A 20,698-nucleotide genomic window follows, 5' to 3' on the forward strand; every position below is an offset into this window, starting at 1 on the left:
GCGCTGCGGCGCCCCGGACCGCATCCACGCTGATCGGGAACCTGAATGAACGTCGTCCTCGACAACCTGCCGGCCTTCTGGGACGGCTTCCTCACCACGCTGTACATCGCCGTCGTCAGCGGCGTCATCTCACTGGTGGCGGGAGTCGTCCTGGCCGCCATGCGCGTGTCCCCCCTCTCGACGCTGCGCTGGGTCTCGACCGCCTGGGTCGAGGTCATGCGGAACACCCCGCTGACGCTCCTGTTCATCTTCGTCTCCAGCGTGCTGCTGACCATGGACATCCTCATCCCGATCGGCCGCACCCAGGCGATCGTCGCCCTGTCGGTCTACACCTCGGCCTTCGTCTGCGAGGCCGTCCGCTCGGGCATCAACAGCGTGGGGATCGGGCAGGCGGAGGCAGCGCGGTCCATCGGCCTCACCGGCGGCCAGTCGCTCACGCTCGTCGTCCTGCCCCAGGCCCTGCGCACCGTCGTGCCGCCCATCATCAACGTCCTCATCGCGATGGTGAAGAACACCTCGATCGCCGCCGGCTTCGCGTCGGCAGAGCTCGTGTCCGCCGCGCGGACGGTCTCCTTGGCGAATCCCGGCACCGCGCTCTGGGTCTTCAGCGGCATCGCCGTCTTCTACCTGATCATCACCGTGCCCGCCGGCACGCTTGCCAACCGGATCGAGCGAAAGGTGGCCTTCGCACGATGAATGACGTCAGCACCGTCCTGTACGACGCGCCGGGTCCGGTCACCCGCCGCCGCCAGCGCCTGCTCTCCGCCCTGGCCGGGCTCCTCATCCTCGCGGTTCTCGCGTGGGGGCTGTACGCGATGTACCGCAACGACATCTTCAACGACCGGTGGCTCGTGCTCGTCGACCCCCCGCGTGGCCAGACTGTCGAGAACGTGTGGTGGGACTCGCTGCTGTGGGGCGGACTCATCCAGGGCACCCTCAAGGCAGCCGCGCTCGCGATGCCCCTGGCCGGATTGCTCGCGCTCGTCCTCGTCATCCTGCGGACCACCCCGCGCCGGGCCGTCCGCACCCCCACCACCGGTCTCATCGAGCTCTTCCGCGGACTGCCGGTGCTCGTGCTCATGATGTTCGGGTACTTCGTCTTCGACTTCAGCCCGTTCACCTCGGTGGTGTTCGGACTGGTGATCTACAACGGCGCCATCGTCGCCGAGATCCTCCGCGCCGGACTGTCCTCCCTCGCCAAGGGCCAGGGAGAGGCGGGCTCGGCGATCGGGCTCTCCTGGTTCCAGAACTTCTTCATCATCATGCTGCCGCAGGCGGTACGGGTGATGCTGCCGAGCCTCATCGCCCAGCTCGTCGTCCTGCTCAAGGACACCTCGATCGGCTTCATCATCGCCTACCACGAGCTGCTCCGGGCGTCCCAGATCAACTACAACTTCTTCGGCAACGAGAGCCGGCTACCGTTCTTCGTCGCCGCGCTGGGGATCTACCTCACCCTGAACTTCACGCTCACCCGGCTGGCGATCGTCGTCGAGAGGCGCCTGCGCCAGCGGGGTCAGAGGGTGGGGAAGCCCGGGCGCCAGGCAGCGGCGCGCAATCCCCTGTCGACCGGGTCCAACGTCTGACACCCACGGTGGGGGCGACCCGCTCTGCCCGCCTACGGCGAGCCGAGCGGGTCGCCGTCGGTCTCCTCGCCGTCCGCGGCGAGAGCGTCGTCGACGGCGCGCATCGCGACCCCGGGTGAGTAGCCCTTGCGGGCGAGCATGCCGGCGAGCCGGCGACGGCGCTTGACCGGGTCGAGGCCGCGGCTCGCCCGGGCCTTGCGGACGGCGAGGTCACGGGCCGCGGTGAGCTCGTCGTCGTCGTCGATCTGCTCGAGGGCCTGCTCGGCGACCTCGGGGTCCACTCCCTTGCGCCGCAGCTCGTGGGACAGGGCTCGCCGGGCGAGCCCGCGCTCCTGGTGGCGGGTGCGGACGAGCATCTCCGCGTAGGCGGCGTCGTCGACGAGGCCGACCTCCTCGAAACGGTCGAGGAGCCGCTCCGCGACGTCCTCGGGGACGTCCTTGGCGGCGAGCTTCTCCGCCAGCTGGGCCCGGCTGCGGGGCGCGGCGGCGAGCTGGCGCAGCAGGATGGCGCGCGCCACCTCCTCACCGGGCGGCTCGACGTCCTCGGCGGCAGCACCGGTGGTCGGAGGCTCCGGTGCGGGCCTCCGACCACCGGGCCGGGACGAGAGGCTCAGAAGTCAACCTTCGCCTCGGCGGTGGTGGCGTCCTCCGCCTTGATACCGATCCCGAGCTTGTCGAGGATCTTCTTCTCGATCTCGACGGCGAGCTCGGGGTTGTCCTTGAGGAAGCGGCGCGAGTTCTCCTTGCCCTGCCCGAGCTGGTCGCCCTCGTAGGTGAACCAGGCGCCGGACTTGCGCACGATGCCGTGCTCGACACCGAGGTCGAGGAGCCCGCCCTCACGAGAGATGCCCTTGCCGTAGAGGATGTCGAACTCGGCCTGCTTGAAGGGCGGGGCCATCTTGTTCTTGACGATCTTCGCCCGGGTGCGGTTGCCGACCGGGTCCGAGCCCTCCTTGAGGGTCTCGATGCGGCGGACGTCGATGCGCACGGAGGCGTAGAACTTCAGCGCCTTGCCACCGGTGGTGGTCTCCGGGGAGCCGAAGAACACGCCGATCTTCTCGCGCAGCTGGTTGATGAAGATCGCCGTGGTGCCCGAGGCGGACAGCGCACCGGTGATCTTGCGCAGCGCCTGGGACATGAGGCGGGCCTGGAGACCGACGTGGGAGTCACCCATCTCGCCCTCGATCTCGGCCTTGGGCACGAGCGCCGCGACGGAGTCGATGACGACGATGTCCAGCGCGCCGGACCTGATGAGCATGTCCATGATCTCCAGCGCCTGCTCACCGGTGTCCGGCTGGGAGACGAGGAGGGCGTCGGTGTCGACGCCGAGCTTCTTCGCGTACTCGGGGTCCAGCGCGTGCTCGGCGTCGATGAAGGCGGCGATCCCGCCGGCGCGCTGGGCGTTGGCCACGGCGTGGAGCGCGACGGTCGTCTTGCCCGAGGACTCCGGGCCGTAGATCTCGACGACGCGGCCGCGGGGCAGCCCGCCGATGCCGAGGGCGACGTCCAGGGCCACCGACCCGGTGGGGATGACGGCGACGGGCGGACGGTTCTCGTCCCCCAGCCGCATGATCGAGCCCTTGCCGAACTGGCGGTCGATCTGGCTGAGCGCGGCCTCCAGGGCCTTGCTGCGGTCTGCTACGGGAGCGGCCATGTGGGCCTCCTTGTGTCGTGGCCGGCGGGTGCGGCCGAGCGGGACGGGGCTGGTCTGTCAGGGCCCGCCCTCTCCGGACGGCTACCTGTGGGGAGGCTATGTCCGACCACTGACATCCGGGTCGCGGCCCCCACCTGCTGTGGAGTTCCGCGGCACGTCCTTCCCTGGGGACCAGCCTAGACCGAACGGGCGTTCGACTGCGTCCCCGACACGCGCATGACCTCGTCGCGTCAGCGGCGCCTGGGGTCCAGAGTGCCCCGGTGGCGCCAGCGCACCCGCTCGTCCAGCTCCATCTCGTCGCACACCGCGTCCCAGACCTCGCGGGGTGCCACGCCGTCCGCGAGCGCCTGGTCGGGCGTGCGGTTCCCGAGGGGCACGAGAGCGAGCTCGGCGGCCAGGGTGCGGCCGTACGCCGAGCCGAAGGTCTCCTCCAGCGCCTGCCGGAACTCCGAGTGCTTCACCGCACCAGCGTGCCACGCCCGCGCCGCCCGTCGCCCCCGTAGCCGCACCGAGGAGTGGATGTCACACCTCACCTGCACAATGTCGTCATGGTGGACGACGCGCTGGCCGGGTTCTCGGCCCCCACGCGCGCCTGGTTCTCCGGGGCCTTCGCCGCCCCCACCGCCGCGCAGGCCGGCGCCTGGGAGGCGGTGCGCGCCGGGGACCACGCCCTCGTCGTCGCGCCCACCGGCTCGGGCAAGACGCTGTCCGCCTTCCTCTGGTCCGTGGACGGGCTGCTCACCGGCGAGGACCCTGCCCCCGAGCGACGCGCCCGGGTCCTGTACGTCTCCCCGCTCAAGGCGCTGGCAGCGGACGTCGAGCGCAACCTCCGCTCCCCGCTGGTCGGCATCACGCGGGCGGCGGCCGCGGCGGGCACACCGGTCCGCGACGTGACGGTCGGCGTCCGCACCGGTGACACCCCTCCTGCCGAGCGGCGCGCCCTCGCCACCCGACCGCCCGACATCCTCATCACCACCCCCGAGTCCCTCTACCTCGTCCTCACCTCCGCCGCCCGCGAGGGGCTGCGCGGGGTGGAGACGGTCATCCTCGACGAGGTCCACGCCGTCGCAGGCACCAAGCGCGGCGCGCACCTGGCCGTCTCCCTCGAGCGCCTCGACGCCCTGCTCCCCCGCCCCGCCCAGCGCGTCGGTCTCTCGGCGACGGTGCGTCCCGTCGAGGCCGTCGCGCGGTTCCTGGGCGGCACCCGCACACCGGAGGACGGCGGACGCCCCGTCCGTGTCGTGCGGCCGGACATCGCCAAGGAGCTCCAGGTCGACGTCGTCGTCCCGGTGCCGGACCTGTCCGACCTTCCCGACGCCCCCGGCCGGGAGTCCGCGCCCGCCGAGGAGGACCTCTCCGGCAGCGCCGCGGGCCGTCTGCCCGCCCAGCACCGCGCCTCCATCTGGCCGCACGTGGAGGAGCGGCTCGTCGACCTCATCACCTCACACCGCTCGACCATCGTGTTCGCCAACTCCCGTCGCGGCGCCGAGCGGCTGGCGGCCCGCGTCAACGAGGTCTGGGCCGAGCGCAACCGACCCGCCGCCGACGACGCCGCCCCACCGTCGTCGCCCTCCCCCGGCTCGGGGTGGGCGGCGCAGGTACCCGGCCAGTCGGGCACCGCCTCGGCGGCGGCGGACGGCGAGCTGGCCCGCGCCCACCACGGCTCGATGAGCCGCGAGGAGCGCACCCGCATCGAGTCGGCGCTGAAGTCCGGCACGCTGCCGGCGGTGATCGCCACCTCCACCCTCGAGCTGGGCATCGACATGGGTGCCGTCGACCTCGTCGTCCAGGTCGGGTCCCCGCCGTCGGTCGCCTCCGCCCTCCAGCGCATCGGACGCGCCGGGCACCAGGTCGGGGCACTGTCCCGCGGCGTGGTCCTGCCCACCCATCGCGGTGACCTCCTCGCCGCCTCCGTCACCTCCGTCCGGGCGCAGGAGGGCGCGATCGAGGCCCTCCAGGTCGTGGCCAACCCGCTCGACGTCCTCGCCCAGCAGGTCGTCGCGATGCTCGCCGTGGAGGACTGGTCGGTGGACGAGCTCGCCTCGCTCATCAGGCGCAGTGCTCCCTTCGAGTCCCTGGGTGATGCCTCCCTGCACGCCGTCCTCGACATGCTCTCGGGCCGCTACCCGAGCGAGGACTTCGCCGAGCTGCGGCCTCGAGTCGTGTGGGACCGCGCCGCCGGGACCCTCTCCGCCCGGCCGGGCGCGGTGCGCCTGGCGACGACGAGCGGCGGCACCATCCCCGACCGCGGTCTCTACGGGGTCTTCCTCGCGGCCACGGTGAGCACCGAGGGCGGCGACGGCGTCACCTCCGCCGGTCGCGGCGGACGCCGCGTGGGGGAGCTCGACGAGGAGATGGTCTTCGAGTCGCGGGTAGGTGACACGTTCACGCTCGGCTCGAGCACGTGGCGCATCGAGGACATCACCCCCGACCGTGTCCTCGTCTCCCCCGCGCCGGGCCAGCCGGGGCGCCTGCCCTTCTGGAAGGGCGACTCCCCCGGCCGGCCCGTCGAGCTGGGCCGCGCGCTGGGTGCCTTCGTCCGCACCACCGCGGCCCTGCCCACCGAGCAGGCCCACGAGAGGCTCGCGGCGCAGGGGCTGGACGAGTGGGCCCGGGACAACCTCCTCGGTTACCTCCACGAGCAGCGCGAGCACGCCCACCTCAGCGACGACCGCACGATCGTGCTCGAGCGCTTCCGCGACGAGCTCGGCGACTGGCGGCTGGTCATCCACTCCCCCTTCGGATCCCGGGTCCACACGCCCTGGGCGCTGGTCCTGGCCGCCCGGCTGCGCGAGCAGCTCGGCATGGACGTCGCCGCGATGCCCGCCGACGACGGCATCGTCATGCGCCTGCCCGACGTCGGCTCGGAGGGTGGGGAGCTGCCCGTCAGCGCCGAGGACCTCCTCCTCGACCCCGACGAGCTCACCGGGCAGGTCGTCGACGCACTCGCCGGCTCCGCGCACTTCGCCTCGCGCTTCCGGGAGGCCGCCGCCCGCGCGCTGCTGCTGCCCCGCCGCCGCCCCGACCGCCGCCAGCCGCTGTGGCAGCAGCGCCACCGCGCGGCACAGCTGCTCGGCGTCGCCGTCGACCACCCCGACTTCCCCATCGTCCTCGAGGCCGTCCGCGAGTGCCTCCAGGACGACTTCGACACCCCGGCCCTGGCCGAGCTCATGGGGCAGGTCGTCCGTCGCGAGCTGCGCGTGGTCGAGGTCGCCACCCCCACGCCGTCGCCCTTCGCGCGCAGCCTCCTCATGGGCTACGTCGGCCAGTTCCTCTACGACGGCGACGCCCCGGCGGCCGAGCGCCGCGCCGCCGCCCTCACCCTCGACCCACGCCTCCTCGCCGAGCTCATCGGACCGGGCGCCACCGAGCTCGCCGACCTCCTCGACGCCACCGCGCTGGCCGAGATCGAGGCCGAGGTGTCCCTGCGGCGCTACCCGGCGCAGGACGTCGAGGCGGTCGCCGACCTCGTCCGCCGCCTCGGTCCCGTGACGACGGCGGACCTCGCCACCCGCTGCGACCCGCCCACCGCGGCCGAGGGCTGGCTCGAGGAGCTGGAGGGGGCTCGGCGCGTCATCCGGGTCACCCTCGCCGGCGGCACCCGCTGGGCGGTGCTCGAGGACGCCGGCCGCCTGCGCGACGCCCTCGGCGTCGCCCTCCCGGTCGGGCTGCCCGAGGAGGTCCTCGAGCCGGTCCCCGACCCGCTCGGCGACCTCGTGCGGCGCTACGCCCGCACCCACGGCCCCTTCCGCGCCGACGAGGCCGCCGCGCACCTGGGCCTGGGCACGGCGGCGCTGGCACCGGTGCTGCGTCGGCTCACCTCGGCGTCCGCGCTCGTCACCGGGCGGCTGCGCCCGGGCTCGGAGTCCGCCGACGAGTACTGCGACTCCGAGGTCCTGCGCCGGGTGCGCCGGCGCAGCCTCGCCGTGCTCCGCAGCGAGGTCGAGGCCGTGCCCGCGGCCACGCTGGGCGCCTTCCTGCCCCGGTGGCAGCAGGTGGGCACGGCAGGCTCGGGCACCGCCGCGCTGAGCTCGGTGGTCGACCAGCTGGCCGGCGCCCGCGTGCCCGCCTCCGCGCTGGAGTCCCTCGTCCTGCCGGCTCGCGTGAGCGGCTACCGCACCGCCCTGCTCGACGAGCTCACCACCGCAGGTGAGGTCGTGTGGTGCGGCGCCGGCGCGCTGCCGGGGGTCGACGGCTACCTCGTCCTCGCCCCTGCCGACAGCCCCGAGCTGCTGCCCCCACCGCAGGAGGTGGCCGACGACCCGCTCCAGCGGGCGATCCTCGACGCGCTGGCCGGGGGCGGCCAGTTCTTCCGTGACCTCCTCAGCGCCTGTCGTGAGGAGGACGCCCTCGCGAGCACCGAGCGGGTGCTCGACGCGCTGTGGGAGCTCGCGTGGGGCGGGCACGTCACCAACGACTCCCTCGGCCCGGTCCGCGCCCGCCTCTCCGGCGGTCGTCCGGCGCACCACTCGGCGCGCCGGCCGCCGCGGGCGGGCGGCGCACTGTCGCGCCGGCGCTCTCTCGTGGCCGCGGCGGCCGGCTCCCGTCCGGGCCACCCGCAGCCGCCTGCCGCGGCCGGCCGGTGGTCGCTGGTCCCCCGGGGCGGAGACACCGCCACGGCCGTCCTTGCGCAGGTGGCCGCCCTCCTCGAGCGGCACGGCGTCCTCACGCGCGGGGCCGCGGGCCTCGAGGACCTCCCCGGCGGCTTCGGTACCGCCTACCCCGTCCTCACCCGGCTCGAGGACGCCGGCAAGGTCCGCCGCGGCTACCTCGTCGAGGGGCTGGGCGCCGCCCAGTTCGCCCTGCCCGAGTGCGTCGACCTCCTGCGCGACGCCCTGCGACGGGAGGACTCCGCCGCCCTCCTCCTCGCCGCCACGGACCCGGCCAACCCCTACGGCGCCGCCCTGCCCTGGCCCGAGGCCACCACGGAGGGTGGCCGTCCGCGCCGGGCGGCGGGCGCCGTCGTCGTCCTCGTCGGTGGGGAGCTGTGCCTCTACGTCGAGCGGGGAGGACGCACGCTCCTGTCCTTCACCGCCGATCCCGGCCGGCTGTCCGCGGCGGCGCAGGAGCTCGCCGCCACGGTGGCGCGCGGGACGCTCGGCCGTGTCACCCTGCAGCGGGTGGACGGCGAGCCGGCGCTCGGCGCGGGCGGCCCGGCGCGTGAGGCCCTCGAGGCGGCCGGGTTCTTCGCCACCCCGCGCGGGCTGCGGCTGCGGGAGGACGGGCCGGGGCGCCGGGCGGCGGAGGGAACCACCCGTGCCCGAGGGTGACATCGTCCTGCGCGTGGCCCGGCGGATGGACGCCGCGCTGGCCGGTCAGCGGCTCGTCCGCGGCGAGCTGCGCTGGGGCCGGCTGGGCGACACGGACCTCGCGGGCGCCGTCGTCCTCGGCAACCACCCCGTGGGCAAGCACCTGCTCACCCGCCTCGACGACGGCCGCACCCTCCACACCCACCTGCGCATGGACGGCAGCTGGTGGATCACCCGCGCCGGCGAGGAGCGCGGCGCGGACCGCGCCCACAGGGTGCGGGCCGTGCTCGGCACCGAGCGGTGGACCTGCATCGGCCGGCTGCTCGGCATGGTGGACCTCGTGCGCACCCGCGACGAGCACCTCGTCGTCGGGCACCTCGGTCCGGACCTCCTCGCCGACGACGTCGACCTCGAGGAGTGCGGCGAGCGGGTGCGGGCGCAGCGCGAGCGCCCCATCGGCGCCGTCCTCCTCGACCAGACCGTCGTCGCCGGCATCGGCACGCTCTACCTCGCCGAGTCCCTGTGGGCCCACCACGTCCACCCGCTGCGGCCCGCGCGTGAGGTGACCGAGCCGGTGTGCGCCACTGCCCGCCACCTCATGCTGCGCTCGGCCGACTCCCCGCTGCCCACGGCCACCGGCGAGAACGGACCGGGGCGCGACAAGCACGTCCACGGCCGGGCGGGACGCCCGTGCCGGCGCTGCGGCACGCCGATCGTCGAGATCCAGGTCGGCCCGCCGGGCATGGAGCGGCCGGCGTTCTTCTGCCCGCACTGCCAACCCGCGTAGGAGCATCGCGGACCGAGAGCCCTTCGATGCGCCGATGCCACGCCGGAGAGTGTCGCCCTGGCATGCTGGCGACCACGATCGGAGGTCCTGATGACGATGGCCCGCCCCGCACTGCCCACGCTCGGCCGGCTGCTGGCCGGGATGCTGCTCGGCCTCCTCGCCACCGCCGGGGCGGACACACCCCCCGTCCCCGACGATGTCGCCGCCTGGTTCGCCGCGCACGGCAGCACGGCAGCCACGACCGCGGGCGAAGGCCTGGCCGAGGAGGCCGACGGACCGGCAGCGGTCGGCGGCGCGTTCCCGCTGCACCTGTGGAGCGAGTCCGTGCGCACCGGTGAGCCGGCCCCGCACCCGGTCGTGCCACGGGAGGAGTGGGTGGCCGCGTACAGCCGAGACGGCACGACGGCGGGGACACTCGTGGCCTGGCGCGTGGACGGCGAGGTGGCCCTCGCCAGCGTCGACGACCACGCGGAGCTGGCGGAGGCTCTGGTCCCGCTGCCGGCCGGGTCCCTCGTCGTCGAGGAGCCCCTGCTCGGTGCGTTCTTCACGATCCGCGACGAGGAGGTGACGACGCTCGTCCCAGGCTTCTTCGAGGGGCCACGGGCCGCCCCGTTGGCCGCCTTCGCCGAGTCGCTCGCCACGCAGCTGGAGGGGCTGGTCGGCGGCGCCGCGGAGCCCGAGCAGGAGGGGCGCGGGTGGCTGCCCGTCGCCGCGGCCGTGGGGACCGGCGTGGTGGCGGCGGGTGGGGTCTGGGTCGCCCGACGGTGGCGCCGGTCAGCGGGCAGCGCCGGCTGACCGCCGCCGGCCGGGTCCACGCACACGTGAGCCCCCGGACCAGCCGGGGGCTCAGGTGTGGTGCGAGGTCAGGCCACGCCTGCGAGCTCCTCGCGGAGGGAGGAGACGAGCTCCTCGGGCACGGTGTCGGGGACGTGGACGCCCTCGGCCACTGCGATCCTGTCGCTGACCTTGCGCAGGACGAAGGACATCGGGATGTTGAGAGCGGTGCAGATCGAGGCGAGCAGCTCGGAGGACGCCTCCTTCTGACCGCGCTCCACCTCGCTGAGATAGCCGAGGGACACACGGGCCGCGGAGGAGACCTCCCGCAGCGTCCGGCCCTGGTGCTGGCGCACCGTCCGGAGCACATCACCGATCTCACGTCGTAGGACGATCATCGGGGTCACCTCCTGTCGCTCACCGAAAGTTGTCTTACCGTACCCCGACGCGGGCGAGGGCGCGGGTCGGGTGGGTCGCCGTCCCACAGGGCGGCGTGTCGGTCGCACCTCGGTGCGGCCCGGAACACTGTTCGTCGTCATCAGTGTGGTCAACGGTCCACCGGCGTCGTTTGTTCCCGGTCCTCCAGCAGCCCCAGGAGGAGGGCGAGCCCCGCGCCGACCGCCGCGCGGCGCACGAGCGGGCGGGTGCCCGCGACCGCGAGACGGCGCGCCCGGACGGCGCCGCCGAGGCTGGCGGCGACGAACACGGTGCCCGCGGGGGCGCCGTCGGCCGGACCCGGCCCCGCGACACCGGTGGTCCCGATGCCGCAGTCCGCACCGAGGAGGCGGGCGGCACCCAGCGCGAGCTGGCGGGCGACCTCGGCCTGGACCGGGCCGCCGTCGTCCAGGACAGCCTGCTCGACGCCGAGGACCTGCGCCTTGAGGCTCGTCGCGTAGGTGACTACCCCGCCGAGCACCGCCCGGGAGGCGCCGGGGACGTCGATGAGCGCAGCGCTCACCAGCCCGCCCGTGAGCGACTCCCCGGTGGCGACGGTGAGCCCCGCGCGACGCAGGCGCTCGACGACGGCGCCGGCGCTCACCGGCGGTCGGTCGCGGGCGCCTGGGCGATCCGCACGGCGCGCACGACGTAGTCCAGGCCGGTGACGACCGTGACGAGCACGGCAAGGAGCATGACCCACCAGGCGCACACGAGCACCACGTCCGCCGCCGCCTGCGGGAGCAGGGACTCCCACGGGACGAGGTAGGCGGTGATGAAGACGATCTGGAGGACCGTCTTGAGCTTGCCGCCGTTGGAGGCGGCCATGACGGCGCGGCGCACCATGACGAAGCGCAGCGCCGTGATCCCGAGCTCGCGAACGATGATGACGACCGGTACCCACCACGGGATGGTGCCCTCCGCCCACAGCAGCAGGAGGGCCGAGATGACGAGGGCCTTGTCGGCGATCGGGTCGGCGATCTTGCCGAAGTTCGTCACCAGGCCGCGGCTGCGGGCGATGTGACCGTCGAGCTTGTCGGTGGCCGCGGCGGCGAGGAAGACGACGGTGGCCGCGATGCGCGTGGCGGTGGAGTCCCCGAGCATGAGGACGGCGAAGACGGGAACGAGGGCCACTCGCACCATCGTCAGCACGTTCGCCAGGTTCCACAGCGGGACGTGAGGGGAGCTCTCCGTCGACATGGGGTCCAGGGTACGGGCCACCACGACGAGGGACCCGCCGTCGGGCAGTACTCTCGGCGCCATGGGACGCCACGCCCTCCCCTCCCGCCCACGGACCGCACCCTGGGTGGCGCTGGGTGTCGTCGTGCTCGTCGCCCTCCTCGCCGCCGTCGCGCTGTGGCGCCCGTGGCAGGACCAGCCGACCGCTGCGCCGTCCCCGACGGCGACGACGCAGCCCGCGGAGCCGAGCACGATCCCGTCCTCCACCCCGACCCCCGAGGCACGTCCCGACGCCCGCTTCACCATCCTCGGCGGCGGCGACGTGCTGCCCCACACGACGGTCATCAACACGGCGCGAACCGGTGACGGCTATGACTTCGTCCCCATGCTCGAGGCGACGGCGGAGTACACCCGCGGGGCCGACCTCGCGCTGTGCAACGCGGAGGTCCCCATCGCGCCGGCGGGAACCGAGCCGAGCGGCTACCCGATGTTCGGCGCCCCCGAGGAGCTGGCGGCGGACCTCGCCCGCCTCGGCTGGGACGGCTGCTCGACCGGCACGAACCACAGTCTCGACCGCGGCATGGACGGCCTCACCCACACCCTGGACGTGTTCGACGCCGCGGGCCTGGGCCACGTCGGCACCGCCCGCAGCCAGGCGGAGGCGGACAGCGCGCAGTGGTACGAGCTCGAGCGGGAGGGCCAGACCATCCGGGTGGCCCAGCTGGGGGCGACCTACGGCACGAACGGCATCCCGGTGCCGGCCGACGCCCCGTGGGCGGTCGAGCTCATCGACGCCGACCGGCTCGTGCGGATGGCGACGGACGCCCGCGAGGCCGGTGCGGACATCGTCGTCGCAAGCATCCACTGCTGCAGCGAGTACAGCGGGGACATCCACCCCGACCAGGCGAGCCTCGCCGAGACCCTCGCCGACTCCGGGCAGGTCGACCTCGTCCTCGGTCACCACGCGCACGTCCCCCAACCCATCGACCGCGTACCCGGCGGCCCCGCCGGCGAGGGGATGTGGGTGGCCTACGGGCTGGGCAACTTCATCTCCAACCAGGACGAGCTGTGCTGCGTGCCGCAGACCGCCACCGGCCTGCTCGCCCTCGCGCACATCGTCAAGCCCGACGGCGAACCGGCCCGGGTGGAGTCGGTGGAGTGGACGGCCGTCACGGTCGACCGCGTCGGCGACCAGCGGCTGCACGTCCTGTCCGACCTCGTGGCCGAGGAGCGTCCCGAGGGGTTGGCCCTCACCGAGCAGCAGGTCACCAGCCGCTACCAGCAGGTCCTCGACGTCGTCGGGGACGTGGCCACCGAGCGCACCGAGCCCCCCGAGCCCACCGGCCCCCCGCCCAAGGTCCTCCCGCGCCCCACCGACTAACCCCCTCGCCGAGCGCTGAGTTGTTCCCGCCCACACTCTCGCCGAGCGCTGAGTTATTACCGCCACGCTCTCGCCGAGCGCTGAGTTGTTACTGACAGCGCACGTGTCAGCCGGCGCACAGCGATCTCCACGCGACAAGGGCGGCAATAGCTCAGCTCTCGGCGCACGAGGGCCGAGCACGACGCGACAGCGGCGGTAACAACTCAGCGCTCGGCGCAAGGAAGAGCCCGGCACGACGCGACCGGGCGGTAACAACTCAGCGCTCGGCGCAGGAGAGGGCCCGGCACGGCGCGACCAAGGCGGTAACAACTCAGCGCTCGGCGCAAGGAAGAGCCCGGCACGACGCGACCGGGCGGCAACAACTCAGCGCTCGGCGCAGGAGAGGGGCGGGCGGGCACGGCGCGAGCGGGGCGCAACAACTCAGCGCTCGGGGTACGAGGGGGGCGGGCGGTCAGCGGTTGGTGAGGTTCCAGGCGTCCTCGTCGGAGGGAGCGTCGTCGTCGTAGTAGTCGTCGACGACCTCCGCGTCCCCCGTGGGCAGCACCGTGGTGGCGTCCACCTCCGCGGCGACGTCGTAGGGCACGTCCTCCCCCGACGGCGCGGGGGTCTCCCCGCGCAGCATCGCCAGCGTGGCGGGCAGGTCGTCGGGCTGGATGAGCACGTCGCGGGCCTTGGAGCCCTCGGACGGGCCGACGATCTCCCGCGACTCGAGCAGGTCCATGAGCCGCCCTGCCTTGGCGAAGCCGACGCGCAGCTTGCGCTGGAGCATCGACGTCGAGCCGAACTGGGAGCTGACGACGAGCTCGGCCGCCTGGAGCAGGAGGTCGAGGTCGTCACCGATGTCCTCGTCGACCTGCTTCTTGGCGGCCGTGGGGACGACGTCCTCGCGGTAGCTCGGCTGCAGCTGGCTCTTGACGTGCTCGACGACGGCGTGGACCTCAGACTCCGTGACCCAGGCGCCCTGGACACGCATCGGCTTGGGCGCGCCCATGGGCAGGAACAGCGCGTCACCCTGGCCGATGAGCTTCTCGGCGCCCGGCTGGTCGAGGACGACGCGGGAGTCGGCGAGCGACGACGTCGCGAAGGCGAGCCGCGAGGGCACGTTGGCCTTGATGAGGCCGGTGACGACGTCGACGCTGGGGCGCTGGGTGGCGAGCACGAGGTGGATGCCGGCGGCTCGGGCCAGCTGGGTGATGCGCTGGACCGAGGCCTCGACGTCGCGCGGGGCCACCATCATGAGGTCGGCGAGCTCGTCGACGACGACGAGGAGGTAGGGGTAGGTCGAGATCGTCCGCTCGCTGCCCGGCAGCGGCTTGACCTTCCCGGCGCGGACCCCGGCGTTGAAGTCGTCGATGTGCTTGTAGCCGTAGGCGGCGAGGTCGTCGTAGCGGGCGTCCATCTCCCGCACGACCCACTCCAGCGCCTCGGCGGCCTTCTTCGGGTTGGTGATGATCGGGGTGATCAGGTGCGGGATGCCCTCGTAGATCGTCAGCTCCACCCGCTTGGGGTCGACGAGCACCATGCGCACCTCCTCGGGGGTGGCACGCATCATGATCGAGGTGATCATCGAGTTGACGAAGCTCGACTTACCGGCGCCGGTGGCACCGGCGACGAGCAGGTGGGGCATCTTGGCGAGGTTGGCGACGACGTAACCACCCTCGACGTCCTTGCCCACGCCCATGACGAGGGGGTGCTCGGTCCGGCGGGCGACCGACGAGCGCAGCACATCACCGAGGGAGACCGTCTCGCGGTCCGCGTTGGGGATCTCGATGCCGATCGCGGACTTCCCGGGGATGGGCGACAGGATCCGGACGTCGGCGCTGGCGACGGCGTAGGCGATGTTCTTGCTCAGTGCCGTGACCCGCTCGACCTTCGTGCCGGCCCCGAGCTCGACCTCGTACCGGGTGACGGTCGGGCCGCGGGAGAAGCCGGTGACCTTGGCGTTGATCTCGAACTGCTCGAGGACGTTGCTCAGGGCCTCGACGACGCGGTCGTTGGCGGCCGAGCGGACCTTGTGCGGGGCGCCCTTGGTGAGGACGTCGTCGGCGGGCAGCTGGTAGACGATGTCGGGGCTGAGCTCGAGCTGCTCGGCGCGGGCGGGCAGCGGCTCGGTCGGCGGGGCGGAGAGCTCCTCCTCCGGTGCGACGGGCTCCGGCTCGGGCGCGGTCTTCTTGCGGGCCCGCTTGCGGCCCGGCTCGGGCATGACGGTCGTCTCGTCGGTGGCGGCGGCCGTCTCGGCCGCCCGGGCGTAGGCCTCGTCGGCCACGTACTCCCCGGGCACGACCTCGGCCTCGGCCCTGGGCGCACGGCGACGACGCGGGCGCGGCGGCCGGGCGGCGTCGACCTCCTCCTGCGGCGGGGAGGTGGGTGCGGCGTCGTCGTCCTTGCGCCCCGCGAGCCCCCGCAGCTTGCGCGGGATGGCCGCCACCGGGGTGGCGGTGATGATGAGGAGGGAGAAGAAGGCGAGCAGGACGAGCACCGGGATCGCGACCCACTCGCTGAGGAGCACGGTCAGCGGGGTGCCGACGAGCCATCCGACCACGCCGCCGGCGTCCTGCACGGCCGCGAACTCGCGGGTGGCGCTCGGGACGCCCTTGGCGACGTGGATGATGCCGGTGACGGCGACGACGGCGATCGCGACGCCGATGGTCACGCGGCCGTTGTCCTGGCCGCGTTCGGGGTGGCGCATGAGCCGCACGGCGAGGACGACGAGCGGCACGGGGAGCAGGACGGCGAGGACGCCGACGCTGCCTGCGGTGACGGCGTGCACGACGGTCCCCGCCGCGCCGGACAGGCCGAACCACTCACGCGCGGCGACGATGATCGCCAGCGCGAGGAGCAGCAGGGCCACCCCGTCCTTGCGGAGTGCCGGGTCCAGCCCGCGGGCACCACTTCCCATACGACGCAGCGTCCCTCCGATGACGTGGGCGATCCCCAACCACAGCCCGCGCACCGCCCGGACCGGCCACGGCGGGCGTGACGGGCTGGGGGCGCGGCTCGACCGTCCACCGGAGCGCGCGGCCGAGCTCACGCTCGGCCTGGCGGGCCGGGCGGACCGTGCGGGGGAAGTCGTACGGGTCGCCATGTGTGTCCTCCAAGCGGTGCGTCACAGACGCACCTGCGGGTCCACTGAACCACACCGCACCCACGGAGTGCCCGGTGGACACGCGAGACCGGCCCGATCCGTTGCGCGTCACACCGTGAGGAGCCCCACGCCGAGCGTGACGAGCCCGGCGACGAGGAACGCCGCTCCGAGGGGCAGGAGGAGCACGAGCCGGCTCGGCCGCTGTCGTCCCCTCCCGAGCGCCGAGAGGAAGAACCCGGCGGGCATGAGGATCGCCGCGACGAGCACCCCGGTACGGGCGAGCCACGCCCACGCGCCCGTGAGCCCGGTGGCCTCGGTGAGGACGAGGCAGACGAGGCCGAGGACGATGAACACCCCGGCGTGCGCGTGCCCTGCCCGGTAGAAGGAGGTCTGGAACGGGGTGGCGGGCACCTTCGCAGTGACCACCTGCGTCATGAAGTACCCGCCGCTGGTGACGGTGACCGCCGCGAGCAGGGCGATGCCCGCGGTCGTCAGCGCGGCTGGGGAGAGCTCGAGCACGGTGACCTCCTCGACGTTGTCTAACACTGTTAGATAACACCGTTAGACCGGTCAGTGTCAACGCCTTAGACTCCCGTCCCATGGCCCGCCCTCGCCCGCACGACGACGCACTCCGTACCGCCCTCGTCGAGCTCGCCTCACGGACGGTCGCCGAGCACGGCAGCGGCGCCCTGTCCCTGCGCACGGTCGCCGCGGCGGCAGGGACGACGACGGCGGCGATCTACACCCTCTTCGGGGGCCGGGACGGCCTGCTGAGCGCCGTCGTCGACGAGGGGTTCCGCCGCTTCGCCGAGCGCCTGGCCGCGGTCCCGCGCACGGACGACCCCGGCGCCGACCTCCTCGCCCTCGGCCTGGCCTACCGGGACAACGCCCTGGCCAACCCGCACTTCTACCGGGTGATGTTCGGCTCCTCCCCCGGCGCCGAGGCTGCCCGCGACGGCGTCCCGACCACCGCGCGGCCGACGTTCCGCGTGCTGCGCGGCGCCGTCGCCCGGCTGCCCGGCGTGCCCGACGCGGAGGAGCGCGCCCTCGAGCTGTGGGCGCTGGCCCACGGGCTCGTCAGCCTCGAGCTCGCGGAGCTGCTGCCCGGCACCCGGGCCGAGCGGGACGCCCGCTACCGGTCGGCGCTGCTCGGGTCGCGGCGCTGAGACGGCGCGACCCAGGTCGCCGCGGCGCGGGGCACGCGGCCCGGGACGAGGGCGACGATGGCCGCGACGAGGACGGTCATCGTCGCGGCCATGGGACCGCGCCTACGCCTCGACGACCACCGGGATGATCATCGGCCGACGGCGCAGCCGCGAGGAGGCCCAGCGTCCGACGACCCGCCGCATCACCTGCTGCAGCTGGCGCGTGTCCGAGGTGCCTCCCTGTGCCGCGCTGGTGAGCTCCTGGGCCAGCTTGGGCAGGATCCCGTCGAAGACGGACTCGTCCTCGGCCATGCCGCGGGCCTGGATGTGCGGGCCGGCGACGACGGCGCCGGTCGCGGAGTCCACGGCGGCGAAGATGGAGATGAAGCCCTCCTCGCCGAGGATACGGCGGTCCTTGAGCTCGGCCTCGGTGATCTCCCCGACGCTCGAGCCGTCGACGTAGACGTAGCGGCTCGGCACGGCTCCGACGATCCGGGCCCTGCCGTCGACGAGGTCGACGACGACGCCGTCCTCGGCGAGCACGACACGCTCGGCGGGCACGCCGGTCTTGACGGCGAGCGCCCCGTTGGCCACGAGGTGGCGGATCTCCCCGTGCACCGGCATGACGTTGCGCGGCTTGACGATGTTGTAGCAGTAGAGGAGCTCGCCGGCGCTGGCGTGACCGGAGACGTGCACCCGGGCGTTGGCCTGGTGGACGACCTTGGCGCCGAGACGGGTGAGCCCGTTGATGACGCGGTAGACCGAGTTCTCGTTGCCGGGGATGAGGGAGGAGGCGAAGATCACCGTGTCCCCCGGGCCGACCGACACGCGGTGGTCCCGGTTGGCGATGCGGCTCAGCGCCGCCATCGGCTCGCCCTGCGAGCCGGTCGCCATGAGGACGAGCTCGTCGTCGCGCAGGTCGTCGACCTGCTTGACGTCGACGACGGTGTCCTCCGGGACGTGGAGGTAGCCGAGGTCGGCGGCGATCTTCATGTTCCGCACCATCGAGCGCCCGACGAAGGCGACCTTGCGGCGGTGGGCGTAGGCGGCGTCGAGCACCTGCTGCACCCGGTGGACGTGCGAGGCGAAGGAGGCGACGACGATCTTCTGGGTGGCGTCGGCGAAGACGGAGTCCAGGACCGGGCCGATCTCCGCCTCGGCGGTGGTGAAGCCGGGGACCTCGGCGTTGGTCGAGTCGGTCATGAACAGGTCCACGCCCTCCTCGCCGAGGCGGGCGAAGGCGCGCAGGTCGGTGATCCGACCGTCCAGCGGGAGCTGGTCCATCTTGAAGTCACCGGTGTGGAGCACGTTGCCGGCGCCGGTGCGCACCATGACGGCCAGCGCGTCGGGGATGGAGTGGTTGACGGCGACGAACTCGGTCTCGAAAGGCCCGAAGCGCTCGACCTGCCCCTCCTTGACCGCGCGGGTGCGGGGCGTGATGCGGTGCTCCTTGAGCTTGGCCTCGATGAACGCGAGGGTGAGCTGGGAGCCGATGAGCGGGATGTCCTGGCGCAGCCGCAGAAGGTAGGGCACGGCACCGATGTGGTCCTCGTGGCCGTGGGTGAGGACGATCGCCTCGACGTCTCCCATGCGGTCGGCGATGTAGTCGAAGTCCGGGAGGATGAGGTCGACGCCGGGCTGGTGGTCCTCGGGGAAGAGCACGCCGCAGTCGATGATGAGCAGGCGGCCCTCGTACTCGAGGACGGCCATGTTGCGGCCGACCTCACCCAGGCCTCCGAGGGCGACGACACGCAGCGCCCCTGGCGCGAGGGGCCCGGGAGGCGCGAGGTCGGGGTGGGTGTGGCTCACAGAAGTCCTTCCTGGCGCAGCACCGTCTCCAGTGCCGCGATCTCGTTCTCCGCGGCGCGCACGAGCGGCAGCCGCACGGCCGGGCTGGGCAGCCGGCCCTGGAGGTGAAGTGCCTCCTTGACCATGACGGCGCCCTGGCCACCTCCCATGATGGCATTGACCAGGGCGCGTGTGCGGGTGGCGACGGCGCGGGCCGCCACGAGGTCGCCGTCGTCGACCTCGGCGACCATCTCGGCGTAGGCGCCGGCCGCGAGGTGCCCGACGACGCTGACGACGCCGGAGGCGCCGTGCGCGAGCCAGGCGAAGTTGAGGCCGTCGTCGCCGGAGTAGAACTCCAGCCCGGTGCGGGCCATCCGCTCGAAGCCGTGCGGCACGTCCCCGGTCGCGTCCTTGACCGCGAGGATGCGCGGGTGCTCGGCGAGGCGGTCCAGGGCGTCGTCACCGATGGCGACGCCGGTGCGTCCGGGGATGTCGTAGAGCATGACCGGCAGACCGGTGGAGTCCGCGATGGTCTCGATGTGGGTGACCACGCCGGCCTGGGAGGGCCGGTTGTAGTACGGGGTGACGACGAGCAGGCCGTGCGCGCCGGTGCGCTCGGCGCTCTTGGCGATGCGCACGGCGTGGGCGGTGTCGTTGGACCCCGCGCCGGCGATGACCATGGCGCGCTCCCCCACGGCCTCGACGACCCCGATCAGCAGCGCGTCCTTCTCGGGCTGGTGGGTGGTCGAGGACTCCCCGGTCGTGCCGTTGACGACGAGGCTGTCGCAGCCGGCGTCGACGAGGTCGACGGCCAGCTGCTGCGCGGTGGGCACGTCGACCGTGCCGTCGGCGTGGAAGGGGGTCACCATGGCGACCGACACCGAGCCGAAGGTGCGCGAGGGGGCGGCGTTCATGGGCACGACGGTACCGTCCACCCGAGCGAGCGGCTGCGCCGGTCCGCACCGTGACCGCCCGCGCCGGTAGCCTGCTGGGGTGAGGATGGACAGCACGCCGCACGACGCGGACGACCTGCTCGGCGCCCTGGCAGCCGGCGCCCTGCCCGACGACGACCCGCACGCGGGTCACGACCACGGCCCGACGGCGGACCTCTCCGTCCGTCCGGCGGTGCCGGAGGACGCCGCGCTCATCACCGGCCTGCAGCTGGGGGCGTGGCGGGCGCGCGGCATCATCACCGAGGAGGAGCTGGGCGCGGTCGACACCTCCGCCGTGACCGCCCAGTGGCAGGCCGCCGTCACGGCCCCGCCCAGCCAGCGCCACCGGGTCCTCACCGCCTGCGCGGGCGTCGAGGTGGTCGGCTTCCTCGCCTTCGCCCCGTCCGAGGGCGTGGCGCTGCCCGAGGGCGCCGGCGACGCGCCGGTGGAGGTGCTGGCGCTGGAGGTCGAGGCCTCCCACACGCGTGAGGGCCACGGCTCCCGCCTGCTCGCCGCCTGCGCCGACCTCGCCGACGAGGCGGGCGCCACCTCCCTCGTCGTGTGGGCGGGCCAGGAGGACGACGCCCGCACCCGCTTCCTCTCCTCGGCGGGCTTCGCCCCCGCCGGGCCGCGTCGCGTCCTCACGACCGGCGCGGGGGACGTCGTCGAGAGCTGCTGGTTCGCCCAGGTCTGAGCCGGGGGCCAG

General features: G+C 73.6%; 19 protein-coding genes. 8 read left to right on the forward strand and 11 right to left on the reverse strand.

What is annotated here, in order from left to right; all coding sequences use genetic code 11:
* Window positions 1–45 precede the first annotated feature (45 nt).
* Both DSZ44_RS09070 and DSZ44_RS09075 read left to right on the forward strand, forming a co-directional pair.
* Window positions 46–696: an amino acid ABC transporter permease gene (locus tag DSZ44_RS09070; RefSeq protein ID WP_110852298.1), complete on the forward strand. Its 651-nt coding sequence runs from the start codon at window positions 46–48 to the stop codon at window positions 694–696.
* Entirely contained in the window at window positions 693–1,583 is an 891-nt protein-coding gene (locus DSZ44_RS09075; protein ID WP_110852299.1) for an amino acid ABC transporter permease, read from the forward strand. Before DSZ44_RS09070 ends, DSZ44_RS09075 begins: the two co-directional genes overlap by 4 nt.
* 32 nt (window positions 1,584–1,615) lie before the next feature.
* Here the strand turns inward: DSZ44_RS09075 and DSZ44_RS09080 are convergent, their stop codons facing one another.
* The 3 genes from DSZ44_RS09080 to DSZ44_RS09090 all read right to left on the reverse strand — a co-directional run bounded on the left by DSZ44_RS09080 (window position 1,616) and on the right by DSZ44_RS09090 (window position 3,698).
* Window positions 1,616–2,101 carry a regulatory protein RecX gene (locus tag DSZ44_RS09080; RefSeq protein ID WP_258369357.1) on the reverse strand — a complete coding sequence of 162 codons (486 nt, stop codon included), beginning with the start codon at window positions 2,099–2,101 and terminating at the stop codon, window positions 1,616–1,618.
* Between the two features lie 92 nt (window positions 2,102–2,193).
* Window positions 2,194–3,237: a recombinase RecA gene (gene recA, locus DSZ44_RS09085; RefSeq protein WP_110852301.1), complete on the reverse strand. Its 1,044-nt coding sequence runs from the start codon at window positions 3,235–3,237 to the stop codon at window positions 2,194–2,196.
* Between the two features lie 230 nt (window positions 3,238–3,467).
* Entirely contained in the window at window positions 3,468–3,698 is a 231-nt protein-coding gene (locus DSZ44_RS09090; protein ID WP_110852302.1) for a DUF3046 domain-containing protein, read from the reverse strand.
* A gap of 87 nt (window positions 3,699–3,785) precedes the next feature.
* Here DSZ44_RS09090 and DSZ44_RS09095 point away from each other — a divergent pair, with 87 nt between their 5' ends.
* The 3 genes from DSZ44_RS09095 (at window position 3,786) to DSZ44_RS09105 (ending at window position 10,068) form a co-directional block, all read left to right on the forward strand.
* Complete coding sequence (locus DSZ44_RS09095) at window positions 3,786–8,507, forward strand: Lhr family helicase (protein WP_110852303.1); 4,722 nt, start codon at window positions 3,786–3,788, stop codon at window positions 8,505–8,507.
* Window positions 8,494–9,273, forward strand: coding sequence for an Fpg/Nei family DNA glycosylase (locus DSZ44_RS09100; RefSeq protein ID WP_110852304.1), 780 nt, complete (start codon window positions 8,494–8,496; stop codon window positions 9,271–9,273). The genes DSZ44_RS09095 and DSZ44_RS09100 overlap by 14 nt, the downstream gene beginning before the upstream one ends.
* Before the next feature lie 90 nt (window positions 9,274–9,363).
* The gene (locus tag DSZ44_RS09105) at window positions 9,364–10,068 is read left to right on the forward strand and encodes a hypothetical protein (protein WP_110852305.1); all 705 of its coding nucleotides are present in this window, start codon (window positions 9,364–9,366) and stop codon (window positions 10,066–10,068) included.
* A 68-nt stretch (window positions 10,069–10,136) separates the two neighbouring features.
* On the opposite strand, the gene DSZ44_RS09110 is transcribed toward DSZ44_RS09105, so the two are convergent.
* The 3 genes from DSZ44_RS09110 to pgsA all read right to left on the reverse strand — a co-directional run bounded on the left by DSZ44_RS09110 (window position 10,137) and on the right by pgsA (window position 11,682).
* Window positions 10,137–10,445, reverse strand: coding sequence for a helix-turn-helix domain-containing protein (locus tag DSZ44_RS09110; RefSeq protein WP_110852306.1), 309 nt, complete (start codon window positions 10,443–10,445; stop codon window positions 10,137–10,139).
* Window positions 10,446–10,594: 149 nt separating this feature from the next.
* A complete protein-coding gene (locus DSZ44_RS09115) occupies window positions 10,595–11,086 on the reverse strand; it encodes a CinA family protein (RefSeq protein WP_110852307.1) in 492 nt (163 codons plus the stop codon).
* Window positions 11,083–11,682: a CDP-diacylglycerol--glycerol-3-phosphate 3-phosphatidyltransferase gene (gene pgsA / locus DSZ44_RS09120; RefSeq protein ID WP_110852308.1), complete on the reverse strand. Its 600-nt coding sequence runs from the start codon at window positions 11,680–11,682 to the stop codon at window positions 11,083–11,085. The genes DSZ44_RS09115 and pgsA overlap by 4 nt, the downstream gene beginning before the upstream one ends.
* Before the next feature lie 61 nt (window positions 11,683–11,743).
* Between pgsA and DSZ44_RS09125 the strand changes: the two genes are divergently transcribed.
* A complete protein-coding gene (locus DSZ44_RS09125) occupies window positions 11,744–13,042 on the forward strand; it encodes a CapA family protein (protein WP_110852309.1) in 1,299 nt (432 codons plus the stop codon).
* 451 nt (window positions 13,043–13,493) lie between these two features.
* Here the strand turns inward: DSZ44_RS09125 and DSZ44_RS09130 are convergent, their stop codons facing one another.
* Both DSZ44_RS09130 and DSZ44_RS09135 read right to left on the reverse strand, forming a co-directional pair.
* Window positions 13,494–16,127 (reverse strand): DNA translocase FtsK, encoded by a 2,634-nt coding sequence (locus DSZ44_RS09130; protein WP_110852310.1) that lies wholly within the window; start codon window positions 16,125–16,127, stop codon window positions 13,494–13,496.
* 108 nt (window positions 16,128–16,235) lie between these two features.
* Window positions 16,236–16,673, reverse strand: a complete 438-nt coding sequence (locus tag DSZ44_RS09135; protein ID WP_258369361.1) for a hypothetical protein — start codon at window positions 16,671–16,673, stop codon at window positions 16,236–16,238.
* 53 nt (window positions 16,674–16,726) lie between these two features.
* Between DSZ44_RS09135 and DSZ44_RS09140 the strand changes: the two genes are divergently transcribed.
* On the forward strand, window positions 16,727–17,293 hold the full coding sequence (locus DSZ44_RS09140; protein ID WP_110852311.1) for a TetR/AcrR family transcriptional regulator: 567 nt from the start codon (window positions 16,727–16,729) through the stop codon (window positions 17,291–17,293).
* On the opposite strand, the gene DSZ44_RS18775 is transcribed toward DSZ44_RS09140, so the two are convergent.
* From DSZ44_RS18775 to dapA, 3 genes are read right to left on the reverse strand one after another with little or no spacing between them, the layout of a single operon-like run.
* Complete coding sequence (locus tag DSZ44_RS18775) at window positions 17,260–17,385, reverse strand: hypothetical protein (RefSeq protein WP_258369362.1); 126 nt, start codon at window positions 17,383–17,385, stop codon at window positions 17,260–17,262. The two genes, DSZ44_RS09140 and DSZ44_RS18775, sit on opposite strands and share 34 nt — an antisense overlap.
* A 10-nt stretch (window positions 17,386–17,395) precedes the next feature.
* Window positions 17,396–19,081, reverse strand: a complete 1,686-nt coding sequence (locus tag DSZ44_RS09145) for a ribonuclease J (RefSeq protein WP_110852312.1) — start codon at window positions 19,079–19,081, stop codon at window positions 17,396–17,398.
* Window positions 19,078–19,974: a 4-hydroxy-tetrahydrodipicolinate synthase gene (gene dapA, locus DSZ44_RS09150; protein WP_110852396.1), complete on the reverse strand. Its 897-nt coding sequence runs from the start codon at window positions 19,972–19,974 to the stop codon at window positions 19,078–19,080. Before dapA ends, DSZ44_RS09145 begins: the two co-directional genes overlap by 4 nt.
* Before the next feature lie 85 nt (window positions 19,975–20,059).
* On the opposite strand from dapA, the gene DSZ44_RS09155 reads away from it, so the two are divergent.
* Window positions 20,060–20,686, forward strand: coding sequence for a GNAT family N-acetyltransferase (locus DSZ44_RS09155; RefSeq protein WP_110852313.1), 627 nt, complete (start codon window positions 20,060–20,062; stop codon window positions 20,684–20,686).
* The last annotated feature ends 12 nt before the right edge of the window (window positions 20,687–20,698 follow it).

This window comes from Georgenia satyanarayanai (assembly GCF_900116375.1).
In the GTDB taxonomy this organism is placed as follows: Bacteria; Actinomycetota; Actinomycetes; order Actinomycetales; family Actinomycetaceae; genus Oceanitalea; species Oceanitalea nanhaiensis.

Bases quoted from the DNA above. Each gene is read 5' to 3' on its own strand.
- recA (WP_110852301.1), bottom strand. From the start codon at position 3,237: ATGGCCGCTCCCGTAGCAGACCGCAGCAAGGCCCTGGAGGCCGCGCTC.
- dapA (WP_110852396.1), bottom strand. From the start codon at position 19,974: ATGAACGCCGCCCCCTCGCGCACCTTCGGCTCGGTGTCGGTCGCCATG.
- DSZ44_RS09110 (WP_110852306.1), bottom strand. From the start codon at position 10,445: ATGATCGTCCTACGACGTGAGATCGGTGATGTGCTCCGGACGGTGCGC.
- DSZ44_RS09125 (WP_110852309.1), top strand. From the start codon at position 11,744: ATGGGACGCCACGCCCTCCCCTCCCGCCCACGGACCGCACCCTGGGTG.
- DSZ44_RS18775 (WP_258369362.1), bottom strand. From the start codon at position 17,385: ATGGCCGCGACGATGACCGTCCTCGTCGCGGCCATCGTCGCCCTCGTC.
- DSZ44_RS09155 (WP_110852313.1), top strand. From the start codon at position 20,060: ATGGACAGCACGCCGCACGACGCGGACGACCTGCTCGGCGCCCTGGCA.
- DSZ44_RS09095 (WP_110852303.1), top strand. From the start codon at position 3,786: ATGGTGGACGACGCGCTGGCCGGGTTCTCGGCCCCCACGCGCGCCTGG.
- DSZ44_RS09130 (WP_110852310.1), bottom strand. From the start codon at position 16,127: ATGGCGACCCGTACGACTTCCCCCGCACGGTCCGCCCGGCCCGCCAGG.
- DSZ44_RS09075 (WP_110852299.1), top strand. From the start codon at position 693: ATGAATGACGTCAGCACCGTCCTGTACGACGCGCCGGGTCCGGTCACC.
- DSZ44_RS09140 (WP_110852311.1), top strand. From the start codon at position 16,727: ATGGCCCGCCCTCGCCCGCACGACGACGCACTCCGTACCGCCCTCGTC.
- DSZ44_RS09105 (WP_110852305.1), top strand. From the start codon at position 9,364: ATGACGATGGCCCGCCCCGCACTGCCCACGCTCGGCCGGCTGCTGGCC.
- DSZ44_RS09070 (WP_110852298.1), top strand. From the start codon at position 46: ATGAACGTCGTCCTCGACAACCTGCCGGCCTTCTGGGACGGCTTCCTC.
- pgsA (WP_110852308.1), bottom strand. From the start codon at position 11,682: ATGTCGACGGAGAGCTCCCCTCACGTCCCGCTGTGGAACCTGGCGAAC.